The sequence below is a fragment of the Plantactinospora sp. WMMB334 genome (assembly GCF_049179095.1).
GTDB lineage: Bacteria > Actinomycetota > Actinomycetes > Mycobacteriales > Micromonosporaceae > Plantactinospora.
The window spans coordinates 3,973,306-3,990,923 of the sequence record NZ_JBMHME010000002.1 but is presented as its reverse complement, the minus strand read 5'-3'; the positions used below and the strand labels follow the sequence as shown (position 1 = coordinate 3,990,923).

The following is a 17,618-nucleotide window of genomic DNA, read 5'->3' as shown; positions in this document are numbered from 1 at the left end:
GGGGACCGCCGCCCCCTCCACGGTCCACCCTGAGAGGATCCGATGGCCACCACCACCATGCCGCCCGGCCCCGTACGGCCCGCCGGACGCCCGGCCGAGGGCGGCGCGCCGCGCCGGGGCGGACGCCGTAGGACGCGCCGGTCGTACCTGCCCTACCTGCTGCTCGTCCCCGCCGCCCTGCTCGAACTCGGCATCCACGTGATCCCGATGCTCGTCGGGGTCTGGATGAGCCTGCTCGAGCTCACCCAGTTCCACATCCGGGACTGGTCCACCGCGCCCTTCGCCGGCCTGGACAACTACCGGGTCACCTTCGACTTCGACTCCGCCACCGGCCGGGACCTGCTGCACTCGTTCTGGGTGACCGCGCTCTACACGACGCTGTCGGTCGGGCTCTCCTGGATGCTCGGGCTGGTCGCGGCGGTCTTCCTGCAACGGCCGTTCCGGGGCCGGGCGCTGCTGCGGACCCTCTTCCTGACCCCGTACGCCCTACCGGTCTACACCGCCGTGATCACCTGGACCTTCATGTTCCAGCGGGACACCGGCCTGGTGAACCATGCCCTCGACCAGCTCGGCGCGGTCGACGGCGCCAACCCGCCCTTCTGGCTGATCGGCGACAACAGCTTCGTCGCCCTGCTCGTGGTCTCGGTCTGGAAGTCGTGGCCGTTCGCCTTCCTCTGCCTGATGGCCGGGCTGCAGAACGTGCCGCCGGAGCTCTACGAGGCGTCGGCGATCGACGGGGCGAACTTCTGGCGGCGGCTGCGCGACGTCACCCTGCCGATGCTCCGGCCGGTCAACCAGGTGCTGCTGCTGGTCCTCTTCCTCTGGACCTTCAACGACTTCAACACCCCGTACGTGCTCTTCGGCGGCTCCGCGCCGCGCGAGGCCGACCTGATCTCCATCCACATCTACGAGAGCTCCTTCGTCACCTGGAACTTCGGCCTCGGCTCCGCGATGTCGGTGGCACTGCTGCTCTTCCTGCTCGTCGTCACCGCCGTGTACCTGCTCGTCACCAACCGCAGGAGAGAGCATGCGTGAGTCAACCGGCGAACGCTGGGCCCGCCGCGTCGTGCTCAGCCTGCTGACCCTCTTCGTCGTCGCCCCGCTCTACGTGATGCTCAGCTCCGGGCTCAAGCCGCTGCGCGACGTACAGGGCGCCTTCACCTGGCTGCCCAGCCGCGTCACCGGGCAGCCCTTCGTGGACATGTGGCGTACGGTGCCGCTCGGCCGCTACCTGGTGAACAGCCTGCTGGTGGCGAGCGCCGCCGCGGTGGTCTCGGTGGCGATCGCGATCTTCGCCGCCTTCGCGATCAGCCGGTACCGGTTCCGGGGCCGGCAGCTCTTCTCGGTCACCGTGCTCTCCACGCAGATGTTCCCCGGCATCCTCTTCCTGCTGCCGCTCTTCCTGATCTACGTCAACCTCGGCAACCTGACCGGGATCGAGCTCTACGCCAGCCGGCTCGGGCTGACCATCACCTACCTCACCTTCTCGCTGCCCTTCTCCATCTGGATGCTGGTCGGCTACTTCGACTCGATCCCGCGCGGGCTCGACGAGGCGGCCCAGGTCGACGGCGCCGGACCGCTGCGCACCCTCTTCCAGGTCATCCTGCCGACGGCGGTGCCGGGCATCGTGGCGGTCACCGTGTACGCCTTCATGACGGCCTGGGGTGAGGTCCTCTTCGCCTCCGTGATGACCGACGAGAACAGCCGCACCCTCGCCGTGGGGCTCCAGGGGTACGCGACCCAGTACAACGTCTACTGGAACCAGGCGATGGCCGCCTCGGTGGTGGTGAGCATCCCGGTGGTGGTCGGCTTCCTCGCCCTGCAGCGCTACTTCGTCGCCGGCTTGACCGCCGGAGCGGTCAAGTGAGCCGCAGGGCGACCGGCCGGAACGGTCAGGTGAGCCCCGCGCGCCGAACCCGGTCCGTGGGGTTGCCGCCGCTCGGACCGCCGTCCGTCGAGCTATCGTCCGTCGAGCCATCGTCCGTCGCGCCACCGTCCAGTTGGGCTGTGACCAGCGCGGTCAGCAGGTTATGAACTACCCGAGGAGAGTCGACAAGTGCCGGATCTCGCCAAGTTGCCGCCGAACTTCACCTGGGGCGTCGCCACGGCGGCGTACCAGATCGAGGGCGCCGTGGGGGTGGACGGTCGCAAGCCCTCCATCTGGGACACCTGGAGCCGGGTGCCCGGTAACGTCGACAACGGCGACACCGGCGACGAGGCGTGCGACCACTACCACCGGTGGCCGGAGGACCTGGCCCTGATGCGCCGGCTCGGCGTCGGGGCGTACCGCTTCTCGGTGGCCTGGCCCCGGGTCATGCCGGATGGGCTCGGCCCGGTCAACCCGGCCGGCCTGGCCTTCTACGACCGGCTGGTCGACGCGCTGCTGGCGGCCGGGATCCGGCCGCTGGTCACGCTCTACCACTGGGACCTGCCGCAGGCGTTGCAGGACCGGGGCGGCTGGCCGGAGCGTTCCACCGCCGAGGCATTCGCCGACTACGCCTCGGTGGTGGCCGGGGCGCTCGGCGACCGGGTCACCGACTGGGTGACGGTGAACGAACCGCTCTGCGTCTCCTGGATCGGGCACCTGGAGGGCCGGATGGCCCCCGGCGAGCAGGACCTGACCCGGGCGGTCGCCGCCTCCCACCACACCCTGCTGGCGCACGGTCTCGGCGTCACGGCGGTCCGCGCCGCGGCGAGCCTGCCGGCCTCGGTCGGCATCGTGCTCAACCCGAGCCCCTGCGAGCCGGGCAGCGACCGGCCGGAGGACGTGGCCGCGGCGGTACGCGCCGACGGGCACGTCAACCGGTGGTGGCTGGACCCGCTCTACGGGCGCGGCTACCCGGCCGACATGCTCGCCACCTACGGTGTCGAGCCGCCGGTCCGCCCCGGCGATCTGGAGTGCATCGGCACCCCGACCGACTTCCTCGGACTCAACTACTACTTCCGGCAGGTGATCGTCGACGACCCGGAGGGGCCGGTGCCGTACGCCCGGCAGATCCCGGTGCCGGGTTCGGTGCAGACCGCGATGGGCTGGGAGGCGTACCCGGCCGGCCTGGAGGAGCTGCTGGTCTCGGTCACCGAGCGGTACGCCCCGACCCGGATCCTGGTCACCGAGAGTGGTTCGGCCTGGCCCGACACGGTCACCGCCGAGGGTGGGATCGAGGACAAGGAGCGGATGGCGTACCTGGAGGAGCACCTCCAGGCCTGCGCGGCGGCTGCCGCCCGGGGTGTGCCGGTCGAGGGCTACTTCCACTGGTCACTGCTGGACAACTTCGAGTGGGCGTACGGCTACGACAAGCGGTTCGGCCTGGTGCACGTCGACTACGCGACGCAGCGGCGCACGATGAAGGCGAGCGGGCTGCGTTACGCCGAGATCATCCGGGACCACCAGCGGCTCGGTGAACGCCCCGAGAGTTCGCCGGTGGGGTAGCCGGTGGGGCGTGCGCGACCCTCCGGTATCGACGCGGGTACGGTGTGCGGAGCCCTCGACGGGCCGACGGCGTCCCGCCTACTCCATTTCCACCGAGGAGTGCACGATCAGATGAGTGATCCGGTCCAGAGCCCCGGGCAGCCGGGGCCGACCAGCCCGCAGCGCCCCAGCAAGCAGGAGCGACGGGCCGCCGCCGCAGCAGCAGCCGCGCAGGCCGCCGCGGCCCGGGCCCGCCGGCAGCGGGTGACCGGCGCCGTCATCGGAGTCGTCCTGGCCGGGCTCGGCGTCGTCGCCCTCGTCGTACTGCCGGATGTGCTGGACGAGGAGCCGACATCCTCGGCCGCGCCGGCGGCCACCGCCTCGCCCACTCCGGGGGAGGCACCGACCGCCGCGCCGGCCCCGACCGTGGCGCCGGAGAGTCCGGCGGCGTCCCGGCCGCCGGCGGACCTGGACCCCCGGCTGGCGCAGCGGCCGACCGTCGAGGCCGGCAGCGGCGATCTGACCAAGCTCACGGTCACCCCGCTGATCGAGGGGACCGGGCCGGTCGTGCGGGCAGGCCAGCAGATCCTGGTCAACTACGTCGGCGTCTCCTACGAGACGGGCCAGGAGTTCGACGCCTCGTGGAACCGGGGTCAGCCGTTCCAGACGGAGATCGGGACCGGCGCCGTCATCCCCGGGTGGGACCAGGGCCTGGTGGGGGTCAGGGCCGGCAGCCGGGTACGCCTCGACATCCCGTCCGACCTCGCCTACGGCGACAACCCGACAGGTGGCCAACCGGGCGGTCCGCTCCGGTTCGTCGTGGACGTCCTGGCGGTCCAGTAAGTAGTCCGTCCCGCCCGGCGCACGGGGCGCGAACGACGGCGGCCGCGACCCGGGAAGGTCGCGGCCGCCGTGCGTCCCGGGGTACGGCCGGCTCCGGCGCGGTCAGCCGTACCCCCACGCTCCGGCTCCGTCCCGCCCAGCCTCCAGCCCAGTCTCGCCCAGCCTGCCGGTTCAGCCCGGAGCTGCCGGTTCAGGCCGGAGTGGGCGTGGAATCGCTCTCCTCGCGGGACTCGGCGCCGGTGCGCGGGGCGGTGTCGACCGCCTCCACGGTCTCCTGGTCCCGGTGCGCCCGATACTGCCGGATCGAGTACGCGAGCGCGAGCGCCCAGACCAGGTAGATCACCGCATAGACCGAGTACCGGACGCCGTCCGGCGCGTCGATCCAGTCGCTGCGGAGCAGGGTCCGGATGTTGGTCAGGACGATCACACCGCCGACCGCCGAGCCGAGGATCCGGGGCGGGATGTGCCGGACCAGCCAGGCGGCGACCGGCGCGGCGATCACACCGCCGAGCAGCAGCGCGACGACCCAGCCGAAGTTGACGTTCTCGCTGCCGAGGCCGACCAGGAAGCCGAGGCTCGCGGCCACCGCGACCAGGAACTCGCTGGTGTCGATCGAGCCGATCACCTTGCGGGGCGCCATCCGGCCGCTGGCCAGGATCGCCGGGGTGCCGACCGGTCCCCAGCCGCCGCCACCGGTCGAGTCGACGAAACCGGCGACGAGTCCGAGAGGGGCCAGGAACCGCTTGCGCAGCGGCTGGCCGAGCCGGTCGCGGGGGATGCCGGCGGCGGTGAACCGGACCAGGATGTAGATCCCCAGGGTGAGCAGCAGCAGGGCCATGATCGGCGCGGCGACCTCGGTGGAGAGGCTGGAGAGGAAGGTGGCCCCGGCGAAGGCGCCGATCGCACCCGGTATGCCGATCTTGGTGACCACCTTCCAGTCGACGTTGCCGAACCGCCAGTGCGCGGCGCCGGAGGCGAGGGTGGTGCCGATCTCGGCCAGGTGGACGGTGGCGGACGCCGCCGCCGGGTTGGTGCCGATCGCCAGCAGCAGGGTGGTGGAGGTCACCCCGTAGGCCATGCCGAGACTGCCGTCGACGAGTTGGGCGCCGAGCCCGACCAGGGCGAGAAGCAGGAGTTTTCGCACGGGTGTTCCTTCCCGAAGGTGGCCGAGGGGGCGGGGCGGTGGGGGCGTGCGCCGCCGCACCAATTCCCCACCTAACCCATAGGGATTGTCGACCTGGACGGGCTGAGGAGTCAACCCCGGCCGGCGGCACACTGCCGGCGATCGCCAACCATGTGGCGCAGGCCCGACCGCAGGAGGTCCGGGCCGCGTTGCGGGACATCGAGGCGACCAGCCGGAGCGCCCTGGCCGAGCTGCGGCGTACTCTCCGTGTGCTCCGGTCCGGTGCTCCGGGCGTACCGGTCGAGTTCGGCCCGGCAGCCGACCTGCCCGACCTGGTGGCGCGGGCGGTGGCGACCGGGATGGGTGCGGAGCTGGCACTCGACCTGGCCGGCGGGGCGGAGCCGCCCGAGGACGTCGGCCGGTCGGCGTACCGGATCGTCCAGGAGGCCCTGACCAACGTGGTCAAGCACGCCGGACCGGTCCGCTTCCCTGTCGGGGTGACCGTGACCGGCGGCCAGTTGCAGATCGAGGTGGCCAACGAGCCGGGTCGGCGGCACGCGCCGGCGGACCCGAGGGGGCAGGGCCTGATCGGCATGCGTGAGCGGGTCGACCTCTACCGTGGCAGCTTCGCGGCCGGACCGACGCCGGCCGGCGGCTTCCGGATCACGGTCCGAGTCCCGTACCCGCCGGTCGGGCGGACGACCCCGACGGAGCTCGCCGGCACGGGACAGGACGATGCCAGGGCTGCGCCGGTCCGGGACGGTGCCGCCGACCCCCGGGACCGGACGGGAGCGCCCGGACGTGGTGCTGATGGACGGGCCGGCGATCTCGGCGTTGGAGAGACCGCGCGCGCCGGAGGGCGGCGGCCCGGCGGTGGGTGGGCGGTGGCCGGGCCTGGCGGTGGACGCGGTGGCCGGGGCCGGCAAACCGGGTACGGCCCGGCGGCCGGCATGGTGGACAATCTGCACCGTGACCGATAGCAGCCCTCCCTCCACCTCGTCCGCCGACTGGGAATCTCCGCTTGCGGACCTGCGGTGGCGGGGTCTTCTCTTCGACTCGACCGATCCCGCCGAGTTGCGGGAGCACCTCGGCTCCGGTCCGGTGATCTTCTATGTCGGGTTCGACCCGACCGCGCCGAGCCTGCACATCGGCAACCTGCTGCAGGTGCTGACCGCGCGCCGGCTGCAGCTCGCCGGGCACCGGCCGCTGCTGCTGGTCGGCGGGGCGACCGGCCTGATCGGGGATCCCAACGAGCGGGGCGAGCGGACGCTGAACAGCCCGGAGGTGGTGGCGAGCTGGGTCGAGCGGATCCGCGAGCAGCTCTCGCCCTTCGTGTCGTACGAGGGCGGGAACGCAGCACGGCCGGTCAACAACCTGGACTGGACCGGCGAGATGTCCGTCGCGGAATTCCTCCGCGACGTCGGCAAGCACTTTCCGGTCAACCGGATGCTGGCCCGCGAGGTGGTCAAGGCCCGGCTGGAGAGCGGGATCAGCTACACCGAGTTCAGCTACCAGCTCCTCCAGGCAAACGACTTCTTCGAGCTGCATCGGCGGTACGGCTGCACGTTGCAGTTCGGCGGCTCGGACCAGTGGGGCAACATCACCGCCGGCGTGGACTACGTGCGGCGGCGCGGCGCCGGCCCGGTGCACGCCTTCGTCACCCCGCTGGTCACCAAGGCGGACGGCACCAAGTTCGGCAAGACCGAGGGTGGGGCGATCTGGCTCGACCCCACGATGACCAGCCCGTACGCCTTCTACCAGTTCTGGGTCAACGCCGACGACCGGGACGTCGCCCAGTACCTGCGCTACTTCAGCTTCCGCTCCCGAGAGGAGATCGAGGAACTGGAGAAGGCGACGGCGGAGCGACCAGCCGCCCGGATCGCCCAGCGGGCGCTCGCCGAGGAGCTGACCGCGCTCGTGCACGGCGCCGAGGAGGCCCGGCAGGCGGTCGCCGCCAGCCAGGCGCTCTTCGGCCGGGGGGCCCTCGACGATCTGGCGCCGGAGACGCTGCGCGCCGCGTTGGCCGAGGCGGGCCTGGTCCGGCTGGAGACGCTGCCTCCGGTGGCCGGGCTGCTCCGCGAGACGGGCCTGGTGGGCAGCCTCAACGAGGCGCGACGGGCCATCACCGAGGGCGGCGCGTACGTCAACAACGAGCGGGTGACCGACGTCGAGGCGACGGTGCCGGCTGAGGCGCTGCTGCACGGCCGGTTCCTGGTGCTACGGCGCGGGAAGCGCACCTTCGCCGGGGTGGAACTGGTCGCGGCGCCCACGGTGTGACGGAGCCGCTGGTGTGACGGAGAATGCTCCCGGCCGATTTGACGGTGCAGCCCGAGCACGCGTAATTTTCTCTCTGCCCGCGGGGGAACGGACGAACGGCGCGAAATGCGCAAAGGCCGGAGCTGCGGGTGTGACACCAGGCCGTCGCAGGGTGGGTGACCACCGGCGATGCCTGGCGGGCGGGGCGACTCCGAAGGCTCGGACCGGGCGATTTGGAGTTGCGGACCTGACCGGGTAGAGTCGATGATCGGCAGTGAGCCGGGCGAGCGTGTGGGTGACTCCACGAGCGGCCGGACTGTCGAAATCCTCGATCAAGCGCAACCGATAGGTTACGCCCTGATCCGAGAATAGCTCGATCGACTGGAGCGGATGTCGGGCCGAATTTCCTTCGGTTTGACGGTGCGAAATTGGTCGGCTAACGTGTGACAAGTGCCTGGCGGTGACGCTGGGTGTGGAGAGATGGCCCTGGGTGGCTGGCTTGTGTGGCTGGTTGTCTGGTGTGTGTTTGTTCTTTGAGAACTCAACAGGGTGCTTGATATGCCAGTGCCAAATGGTTTTGTTTGTTTGGCAGCAAGTGTTTTTTGTTGCTGGGTTTGATTTCTCTGGTTTTTGTTGGAGAGTTTGATCCTGGCTCAGGACGAACGCTGGCGGCGTGCTTAACACATGCAAGTCGAGCGGAAAGGCCTCTTCGGGGGTACTCGAGCGGCGAACGGGTGAGTAACACGTGAGTAACCTGCCTCAGGCTTTGGGATAACCCTCGGAAACGGGGGCTAATACCGGATATGACATGCTGCCGCATGGTGGTGTGTGGAAAGTTTTTCGGCTTGGGATGGGCTCGCGGCCTATCAGCTTGTTGGTGGGGTGATGGCCTACCAAGGCGACGACGGGTAGCCGGCCTGAGAGGGCGACCGGCCACACTGGGACTGAGACACGGCCCAGACTCCTACGGGAGGCAGCAGTGGGGAATATTGCACAATGGGCGGAAGCCTGATGCAGCGACGCCGTGTGAGGGATGACGGCCTTCGGGTTGTAAACCTCTTTCAGCAGGGACGAAGCGGGAGTGACGGTACCTGCAGAAGAAGCGCCGGCCAACTACGTGCCAGCAGCCGCGGTAAGACGTAGGGCGCGAGCGTTGTCCGGATTTATTGGGCGTAAAGAGCTCGTAGGCGGTTTGTCGCGTCGACTGTGAAAACCCATGGCTCAACTGTGGGCTTGCAGTCGATACGGGCAGGCTAGAGTTCGGTAGGGGAGACTGGAATTCCTGGTGTAGCGGTGAAATGCGCAGATATCAGGAGGAACACCGGTGGCGAAGGCGGGTCTCTGGGCCGATACTGACGCTGAGGAGCGAAAGCGTGGGGAGCGAACAGGATTAGATACCCTGGTAGTCCACGCTGTAAACGTTGGGCGCTAGGTGTGGGGGGCCTCTCCGGTTCTCTGTGCCGCAGCTAACGCATTAAGCGCCCCGCCTGGGGAGTACGGCCGCAAGGCTAAAACTCAAAGGAATTGACGGGGGCCCGCACAAGCGGCGGAGCATGCGGATTAATTCGATGCAACGCGAAGAACCTTACCTGGGTTTGACATGGCCGCAAAACCTGCAGAGATGTGGGGTCCTTCGGGGGCGGTCACAGGTGGTGCATGGCTGTCGTCAGCTCGTGTCGTGAGATGTTGGGTTAAGTCCCGCAACGAGCGCAACCCTTGTTCGATGTTGCCAGCGTGTTATGGCGGGGACTCATCGAAGACTGCCGGGGTCAACTCGGAGGAAGGTGGGGATGACGTCAAGTCATCATGCCCCTTATGTCCAGGGCTTCACGCATGCTACAATGGCCGGTACAATGGGCTGCGATACCGTGAGGTGGAGCGAATCCCAAAAAGCCGGTCTCAGTTCGGATCGGGGTCTGCAACTCGACCCCGTGAAGTCGGAGTCGCTAGTAATCGCAGATCAGCAACGCTGCGGTGAATACGTTCCCGGGCCTTGTACACACCGCCCGTCACGTCACGAAAGTCGGCAACACCCGAAGCCCATGGCCTAACCTCTTCGGGGGAGGGAGTGGTCGAAGGTGGGGCTGGCGATTGGGACGAAGTCGTAACAAGGTAGCCGTACCGGAAGGTGCGGCTGGATCACCTCCTTTCTAAGGAGCGCCTCTCGGCGAAGGTCGGGTAGGAGCCTCGGGCCCTCCGGATGTGGGGGTTGGGGTGCTTGTTGGCGGAGACACTGGCTAGTTCACGGCTGGCAACGGCTGGTCCGGCGAGTACGGCCATCTTTCGGGGTGGTGTGGAAGGTCGGGTTGGTGCGGCTGGTGGTGGGTGTTGGGCATCCTGTTGGGTCCTGAGGGAACAACCGCGTGTGTGTGGTTGGTTCTTCTGCCAGGTGCGGCCTGGCCTCGCATACCGTTCTGGGATGTGTGTGTCCTGGGGGCTGGTGTGGGGTGGTGGGTTGTGGGTTGGTCGTTTGTTGAGAATTGCACAGTGGACGCGAGCATCTTTGTGGTCAAGTTGTCAAGGGCGGACGGTGGATGCCTTGGCACCAGGAGCCGATGAAGGACGTGGGAGGCCGCGATAGGCCTGGGGGAGCTGTCAACCGAGCTGTGATCCCAGGGTGTCCGAATGGGGTAACCTGGCACCAGTCATGTGGTGTCACCTGCACCTGAATTCATAGGGTGTGTGGAGGGAACGCGGGGAAGTGAAACATCTCAGTACCCGTAGGAAGAGAAAACAATTGTGATTCCGTGAGTAGTGGCGAGCGAAAGCGGATGAGGCTAAACCGGTTGCGTGTGATACCTGTCAGGGGTTGCGTGGTCGGGGTTGTGGGACTCCGTGGGGGAAGCTGACACTTCTCCGAGAAGTTACAAAGCCGGGTGTTAGCTGAATGGTGTGGAAAAGCCAACCGTAGGCGGTGATAGTCCGGTAGGTGAAAGCGCCTGGTCTTCTTTGTGGGTGTTCCCGAGTAGCGGCGGACTCCTGAAATCTGCCGTGAATCTGCCAGGACCACCTGGTAAGCCTAAATACTTCCTGGTGACCGATAGCGGACGAGTACCGTGAGGGAATGGTGAAAAGTACCCCGGGAGGGGAGTGAAATAGTACCTGAAACCGTTCGCCTACAATCCGTCGGAGCTTTGCCGGATTTTTCTGGTGGGGTGACGGCGTGCCTTTTGAAGAATGAGCCTGCGAGTTAGTGGCATGTGGCGAGGTTAACCTGTGTGGGGTAGCCGTAGCGAAAGCGAGTCTTAATAGGGCGTGTAGTCGCGTGTTCTAGACCCGAAGCGGGGTGATCTAGCCATGGGCAGGCTGAAGCGTGGGTAAGACCGCGTGGAGGGCCGAACCCACCAACGTTGAAAAGTTGGGGGATGACCTGTGGTTAGGGGTGAAAGGCCAATCAAACTCCGTGATAGCTGGTTCTCCCCGAAATGCATTTAGGTGCAGCGTCGTGTGTTTCTTACCGGAGGTAGAGCACTGGATGGTCTAGGGGCCCTACAAGGTTACTGAAATCAGCCAAACTCCGAATGCCGGTAAGTGAGAGCGCGGCAGTGAGACTGCGGGGGATAAGCTTCGTAGTCGAGAGGGAAACAGCCCAGATCGCCAGCTAAGGCCCCTAAGCGTGTGCTAAGTGGAAAAGGATGTGGGGTCGCATAGACAACCAGGAGGTTGGCTTAGAAGCAGCCATCCTTTAAAGAGTGCGTAATAGCTCACTGGTCAAGTGGTTCCGCGCCGACAATGTAGCGGGGCTCAAGTACACCGCCGAAGCTGTGGCATTCACACATTGACTTCGCGATCATCTTTGGGTGGTTGTGCAGGTGTGTGGGTGGGTAGGGGAGCGTCGTGCCGGGGGTGAAGCAGCCGAGTGATCGAGTTGTGGACGCGGCACGAGTGAGAATGCAGGCATGAGTAGCGAAAGAAGGGTGGGAAACCCTTCCGCCGGATGACCAAGGGTTCCAGGGCCAGGTTAATCCGCCCTGGGTGAGTCGGGGCCTAAGGCGAGGCCGAGAGGCGTAGTCGATGGATAACGGGTTGATATTCCCGTACCCGTGTAGGAGCGCCCGTGATGAACCTCGTTGTGCTAACCATCCGATCCTGTGGCGGTCTTCGGACCGAGATGGGGTTGCGTGGGGTCCTGGCGGGTAGTAGTCAAGCGATGGGGTGACGCAGGAAGGTAGCTGAGCCCGGCCGGTGGTTGTGCCGGGGTAAGCGTGTAGACCGCACCATAGGCAAATCCGTGGTGTATGTGGTTGAGACGTGATGCCGAGCCGATTCAGGTGAAGTCAGTGATCCTATGCTGTCGAGAAAAGCCTCTAGCGAGTTCCGAGCGGCCCGTACCCTAAACCGACACAGGTGGTCAGGTAGAGAATACCGAGGCGATCGGGTGAACTGTGGTTAAGGAACTCGGCAAATTGCCCCCGTAACTTTGGGAGAAGGGGGGCCGGAGACGTGAAGCCACTTGCTGGTGGAGCGTTGTATGGCCGCAGAGAGCAGGGGGAAGCGACTGTTTACTAAAAACACAGGTCCATGCGAAGAAGTAATTCGATGTATATGGACTGACGCCTGCCCGGTGCTGGAACGTTAAGGGGACCGGTTAGCTCTTCGGGGCGAGGCTGAGAACTTAAGCGCCAGTAAACGGCGGTGGTAACTATAACCATCCTAAGGTAGCGAAATTCCTTGTCGGGTAAGTTCCGACCTGCACGAATGGCGTAACGACTTCCCCACTGTCTCAACCACAGGCCCGGCGAAATTGCAGTACGAGTAAAGATGCTCGTTACGCGCGGCAGGACGGAAAGACCCCGGGACCTTTACTATAGCTTGACATTGGTGCTTGAATTAGCTTGTGTAGGATAGGTGGGAGCCGGTGAAGCCTATACGCCAGTATGGGTGGAGGCAGTCTTGAAATACCACTCTGGTTGGTTCGGGTATCTAACTTGGGGCCCTTATCGGGTTCAGGGACAGTGTCTGGTGGGTAGTTTAACTGGGGCGGTTGCCTCCTAAATGGTAACGGAGGCGCCCAAAGGTTCCCTCAGCCTGGTTGGCAATCAGGTGTTGAGTGTAAGTGTATAAGGGAGCTTGACTGTGAGACTGACGGGTCGAGCAGGGACGAAAGTCGGGACTAGTGATCCGGCACTTGCGTGTGGAAGCGGTGTCGCTCAACGGATAAAAGGTACCCCGGGGATAACAGGCTGATCTTCCCCAAGAGTCCATATCGACGGGATGGTTTGGCACCTCGATGTCGGCTCGTCGCATCCTGGGGCTGTAGCAGGTCCCAAGGGTTGGGCTGTTCGCCCATTAAAGCGGTACGCGAGCTGGGTTTAGAACGTCGTGAGACAGTTCGGTCCCTATCCGCCGTGCGCGTAGGATACTTGAGAAGGGCTGTCCCTAGTACGAGAGGACCGGGACGGACGAACCTCTGGTGTGCCAGTTGTCCCGCCAGGGGCACGGCTGGTTGGCTACGTTCGGGAGGGATAACCGCTGAAAGCATCTAAGCGGGAAGCCTGCTTCGAGATGAGGTATCCCACCCCGTGTGGGGGTAAGGCTCCCAGTGAGACGACTGGGTTGATAGGCCGGAGATGTAAGCCAGGTAACTGGTTCAGTTGACCGGTACTAATAGGCCGAGGACTTGTCTACAAAGCTGCTACGCGTCCACTGTGTGATTCACAGCAAACGAACAACGGTGTTGTCCCGGGTGTGGCCGGGGTGTTGTTTGTTGTGTTGATAGGGTTACGGCGGTTATGGCGGAAGGGAAACGCCCGGTTACATTCCGAACCCGGTAGCTAAGCCTTCCAGCGCTGATGGTACTGCACTCGGGAGGGTGTGGGAGAGTAGGACACCGCCGGACATCTTAGTGTGCAGGGCCACCCCGGACGGGGTGGCCCTGCACTGTGTGTTTTGGCGATCTGCGCCATGAGGAAGGATGTACCCGTGAGTTCAGGAGCGCACGGCGGAGATCGCCCGCGCCGTCGAGACGATCGTCCGGACCGCGACCGTGGTCGGGACGGCTCCGCGCGTCGGGACGGACGTCCGCCCTATCGCGGGGATCGGGATTCCCGCGGCGGCAGCTCCGGCGATCGGGGCGGCTATCAAGACGGCGGCCGGAGCGTTGCTGGCCGCGACGGTGACCGCCTTGATCGGCCAGCTCCCCGGGACGGCGCGGGTGACTACCGGCCCGGTGGTGGTTACGAGCGACGCGGTGGTGGGTTCCGTGACGACCGGCGTGGTGCTGGCGGGTTCGGCGGCGACCGGCGCGGCGGCGGGTTCGGCGGTGACCGGGATTCTCGGAGTGACCGGGACTCCCGGGGGGATCGCGACTTTCGGGCCGAGCGTGGGCCCGGGGGCGGACGGTTCCGGGATGGCGATCGACGGACCGGCGGCGACCGGGGCTCGTATCGGGACGGCGTGGGCGGCGGAAACCGGGACTCCGGGCATCGGGCGGACCATCGCGGCCGCGACGCGGGCTTCCGGGACGGTGGAGACTACCGGCGGGGTGACGACCGGCGAAGCGGTTACCGAGGTGACGGGCGTCGGGGAGAGGCATCCGGTTCCGGTCGCCCCGCTTTCGGGGGCCGGGACGGACGCCGGGAGGATCGCGCAGCCGGCTCGGGCCGAAGCGCCGGCGACCGCGAGGGCGGTTACCGGTCCGGCGGTTACCGGTCCGGTGGGCGGGACAGCTTCGACCGGGGTGACCGTGGCCCCCGTGACGGTTACGGCCGCGACACCCGGGGCGACCGTGACCCGCGCGGTGGTGGATACCGGGACGACGCCCGGCGCGGCGAGGAAAGGTCCGGCGGTGGCTACCGTGGCGACTACGCCGGTGGTGACCGGCGCGGCGGCTACCGGGACGGTTCCCGGCCCGGCTCCGGCTACGAGCGCCGGGGTGATCGAGACCCACGCGGTGGCGGTTACCGGGACGGCGAGCGCGGATATCGCGGTGATGCGGGCGGACGCGACAGCGGTCGTCGCGGCGACAGCGGCTCTCGCGGCGACAGTGGTTACCGGGATCGTGCGGCTCGGGACTCCGGCGGCGATGCCGGGCGCGGCGGTTATCGAGGTGGATCGTCCGACGGCGGCGGCCAGCGCGGCGTAGGACGCGACGGCGGACGACGCTTCGGCGACGACGGTCGTCGTGGGTTCGCCGGGCGTACCCGCGAGGGTGTCCGAGACTCGGACCGGGACGATACTCGCGGCGGTGACCGTGGCGGCTTCCGCCGTACGGAGCGGGACGGCCGGAGCGGTGGGGGACGCGAGGGGACCCGACGTCCGGTCGGAGCCGGTGCCGAGGAGGACCGCCGTTCCGGGACAGCACCCCGGCGCACCGGCGAAGCCTTCTCCGGAACCGCCGGGAAAGAGACCGGAGGTTCCCGTGCCGGAACGGATCGGCGTGGCCAGGGCGATCGATCCGCCCGGCCGGTCGACCAGGCCCGGGAAGCGTCGGGGCCCGCCCTTCCGGCGGAGATCGTCGCCACGGACCTCGACAGCGGGGTCCGGGCCGAGCTGCTCTCCCTGGCGAAGCCGGTCGCGGAGAGCGTCGCCCGGCATCTCGTCGCGACGGGTCAGCTACTCGACGATGATCCGAGCCTCGCTCTGGAGCACGCGCTCGCCGCGCGCCGGCTCGCGGCACGGATCGCACCGGTGCGCGAGGCCGTCGGGCTGGCGGCGTACCGGGCCGGCGAGTGGCAGACGGCACTCGCCGAACTGCGCACCTACCACCGGATGAGCGGGCGGCAGACGCATCTGGCGGTGCTCGCCGACTGTGAGCGGGCGCTCGGGCGTCCCGAGCGGGCTATCGACCTCTATCGGGGCGCGGACCGCGAGGCGCTCGACCCTGCGGGGGCCGTGGAGTTGTTGATCGTGGCGGCCGGAGCCCGTGGCGACCTCGGCCAGGGCGATGCCGCGGTGGCGATGCTCCAGGTACGCGAACTGACGGCCGGTACGACCGAGCCGTGGGCGGCCCGGCTGCGGTACGCGTACGCCGACGCGCTGCTCTCGGCGGGCCGGCGGGAAGAGGCACGCGAGTGGTTTTCCCGGGCGGCGGAGGTCGACGAGTTCGGTGAGACCGACGCTGCGGAACGGCTGTTGGAGCTCGACGGCGTGGTCCTGGAGGGCGACGACGAGTCTGAGGACGGGTACGACGACGGAGACGACGGAGACGGAGCCGACCGGGCGCAGGACGCTGGCATGTACGCCGACGCTGACACACACGCCGCCCCCGATGCCGACGTTGACCCCGGTGGCGACGCGGACCTCGATGCCAACGCTGACCCCGGTGGCGACGTTGACCCCCGTGGCGATGCCAACGCTGACCCCGATGGCGGCGGCGTTGACCCCGATGGCGATGGCGTGGGGACGGCCGGGGCGGTGGCGCCGGGCGGAGGCGAGATCGGGGACGGGGAGCAGGACACGGAGGTGGACGAGGGACCGGACCCGGGCCCGGACGAGCGCACCGGCGGGAGTGCGAACGGTCGGGTGGCCGAGCCCGATCCCGCGCGGCCGACGCGTACCGCCGAGTCGTGAGCGGTTCCGCGCCGGACGGCCGGCTGGTTGACGCGTACGACCTGGTGGTTCTCGATCTGGACGGCGTGGTCTATCTCGTCGACCGGCCGATCGATACGGCGGTCGCCTCGATCGCCCGGCTGCACGACGAGGGCAAGCCGCTGGCGTACGCGACGAACAACGCCTCCCGGCGCGCCCCCGAGGTTGCCGCCCTGCTCTCCGGAATGGGGCTCGCCGTGCAACCGCACGAGGTGCTCACCTCGGCGGCTGCGGCGGCGGAACTGCTGGCGCACCGGTTTCCGCTCGGCTCACCGGTGCTGGTGGTGGGGGCCGAGGCGCTGCGGGCCGAGGTGCGTGACGTGGGGCTACGCCCCGTCGCCCGGTTCGAGGACGCGCCGGTCGCGGTGGTCCAGGGCTACGGGCCGGAGGTGGGCTGGTCGGAGCTGGCCGAGGCGACGCTGGCCATCCGGGCCGGGGCCGACTGGTTCGCCACCAACACCGACCGGACGCTGCCGACCGCCCGTGGCCCGGTGCCCGGGAACGGCTCCCTGGTCGCGGCGGTGCGTACCGCACTGGGTCGGGATCCCGACGTGGTGGTCGGCAAGCCGGAGCCGGCCCTGTTCACCGCTGCCGCCCGACGGTTCGGCGCGGCCCGTCCGCTGGCCGTCGGCGATCGACTGGACACCGACATCGAGGGTGCGGTCCGGGCCGGGATGGCGAGCCTGCTGGTTCTCACCGGCGTGGCCGCCGCAGTCGACCTGCTGCGGGCGCCGCCGTCGGCCCGCCCGGAGTTCGTGGCACACGACCTGGGTGGGCTCTTCGACCCGGCCCAGGTCGCGCGGCTGACCGGGCCGGGGGCCGGCACCTCCGACGGCGGGGACGGCTGGCGAGTGGTCGGCGGCGCCCCGGCAACGCTCACCGGGGCCGGGTCGAGCCTTGCCGCGCTGGCGGCGCTCTGTGCGGCGAGTTGGGCAGGAACTGCGGTCGACGGCGTCGAACCGGGCTCGGAGGCGGCCCGGAAGGCGCTCGACGAACTCGGCCTGCTGCGCTGAGCGAAGCGGCCTCCTGAGCCGAGGCGTCGGGCCGAGGCGTCAGAGCATCTTGCGGAGCTTCAGCAGGTCCAGCGGGTTGGCATTGATCGACATCTGCCGGGAGGCGAGCGCTCGCGGGACGTCCAACTCGCCCCGGACCAGCCGGATCAGGTCGTCGCTGGCGATGCTCAGGGCGACCTTCGCCTTGGGGTCGTCCCCGTCCGTCAGGTCGACCAGGCGGCCGCCGGCCAGCCGGCCGTGGAACGCCGTGCTCAGGTCGGTGATCCGGCAGGCCAGGGTGCGATCGAGATCGACCTGCTTGCGTACCTTCTCGGCGTTGGCGTCCATCCGGGCCGCCAAATCGTGCAATGCCTGCCGGCACTCCTCAACGGTCGCCATCGTCGTGCCCCCTCGCATCACGCCACGCCCGTCCCCCCGGGCACCGTACCGCACTGGGCGCCGCCGG

11 protein-coding genes and 3 rRNA genes are annotated in these 17,618 nt (G+C 68.0%); 12 read left to right on the top strand and 2 right to left on the bottom strand.

Annotation, left to right across the window (positions count from 1 at the left end; genetic code table 11):
• The first annotated feature begins 42 nt into the window (after positions 1-42).
• The 4 genes from ACN27G_RS17025 to ACN27G_RS17010 all read left to right on the top strand — a co-directional run bounded on the left by ACN27G_RS17025 (position 43) and on the right by ACN27G_RS17010 (position 4,252).
• The gene (locus ACN27G_RS17025) at positions 43-1,035 is read left to right on the top strand and encodes a carbohydrate ABC transporter permease (RefSeq protein WP_421493796.1); all 993 of its coding nucleotides are present in this window, start codon (positions 43-45) and stop codon (positions 1,033-1,035) included.
• Positions 1,028-1,867, top strand: coding sequence for a carbohydrate ABC transporter permease (locus ACN27G_RS17020; RefSeq protein ID WP_421493795.1), 840 nt, complete (start codon positions 1,028-1,030; stop codon positions 1,865-1,867). The genes ACN27G_RS17025 and ACN27G_RS17020 overlap by 8 nt, the downstream gene beginning before the upstream one ends.
• Before the next feature lie 189 nt (positions 1,868-2,056).
• Positions 2,057-3,430 carry a GH1 family beta-glucosidase gene (locus ACN27G_RS17015; RefSeq protein ID WP_421493794.1) on the top strand — a complete coding sequence of 458 codons (1,374 nt, stop codon included), beginning with the start codon at positions 2,057-2,059 and terminating at the stop codon, positions 3,428-3,430.
• 111 nt (positions 3,431-3,541) lie between these two features.
• Positions 3,542-4,252: an FKBP-type peptidyl-prolyl cis-trans isomerase gene (locus ACN27G_RS17010; protein WP_421493793.1), complete on the top strand. Its 711-nt coding sequence runs from the start codon at positions 3,542-3,544 to the stop codon at positions 4,250-4,252.
• 190 nt (positions 4,253-4,442) lie between these two features.
• On the opposite strand, the gene ACN27G_RS17005 is transcribed toward ACN27G_RS17010, so the two are convergent.
• Positions 4,443-5,396 (bottom strand): sulfite exporter TauE/SafE family protein, encoded by a 954-nt coding sequence (locus ACN27G_RS17005; RefSeq protein ID WP_421493792.1) that lies wholly within the window; start codon positions 5,394-5,396, stop codon positions 4,443-4,445.
• 152 nt (positions 5,397-5,548) lie between these two features.
• Here ACN27G_RS17005 and ACN27G_RS17000 point away from each other — a divergent pair, with 152 nt between their 5' ends.
• The 8 genes from ACN27G_RS17000 (at position 5,549) to ACN27G_RS16965 (ending at position 17,173) form a co-directional block, all read left to right on the top strand.
• Positions 5,549-6,355, top strand: a complete 807-nt coding sequence (locus ACN27G_RS17000) for a sensor histidine kinase (RefSeq protein WP_421493791.1) — start codon at positions 5,549-5,551, stop codon at positions 6,353-6,355.
• Entirely contained in the window at positions 6,345-7,652 is a 1,308-nt protein-coding gene (tyrS, locus tag ACN27G_RS16995) for a tyrosine--tRNA ligase (protein ID WP_421493790.1), read from the top strand. Before ACN27G_RS17000 ends, tyrS begins: the two co-directional genes overlap by 11 nt.
• Positions 7,653-8,261: 609 nt before the next feature.
• Positions 8,262-9,781, top strand: a 16S ribosomal RNA gene (locus tag ACN27G_RS16990).
• A gap of 357 nt (positions 9,782-10,138) precedes the next feature.
• Positions 10,139-13,259 (top strand): 23S ribosomal RNA (locus ACN27G_RS16985).
• 94 nt (positions 13,260-13,353) lie between these two features.
• Positions 13,354-13,470, top strand: a 5S ribosomal RNA gene (gene rrf / locus ACN27G_RS16980).
• The 16S, 23S and 5S rRNA genes sit together here, the layout of an rRNA operon.
• Before the next feature lie 261 nt (positions 13,471-13,731).
• Positions 13,732-14,715, top strand: coding sequence for a hypothetical protein (locus ACN27G_RS16975; protein ID WP_421497623.1), 984 nt, complete (start codon positions 13,732-13,734; stop codon positions 14,713-14,715).
• 407 nt (positions 14,716-15,122) lie between these two features.
• Positions 15,123-16,142 (top strand): Replicase polyprotein 1ab, encoded by a 1,020-nt coding sequence (locus tag ACN27G_RS16970; protein ID WP_421497342.1) that lies wholly within the window; start codon positions 15,123-15,125, stop codon positions 16,140-16,142.
• A complete protein-coding gene (locus tag ACN27G_RS16965) occupies positions 16,139-17,173 on the top strand; it encodes an HAD-IIA family hydrolase (RefSeq protein ID WP_421493789.1) in 1,035 nt (344 codons plus the stop codon). The genes ACN27G_RS16970 and ACN27G_RS16965 overlap by 4 nt, the downstream gene beginning before the upstream one ends.
• Before the next feature lie 39 nt (positions 17,174-17,212).
• Here ACN27G_RS16965 and ACN27G_RS16960 read toward each other — a convergent pair whose 3' ends face one another.
• A complete protein-coding gene (locus ACN27G_RS16960) occupies positions 17,213-17,551 on the bottom strand; it encodes an alkyl sulfatase C-terminal domain-containing protein (protein WP_421493788.1) in 339 nt (112 codons plus the stop codon).
• Positions 17,552-17,618 lie beyond the last annotated feature (67 nt).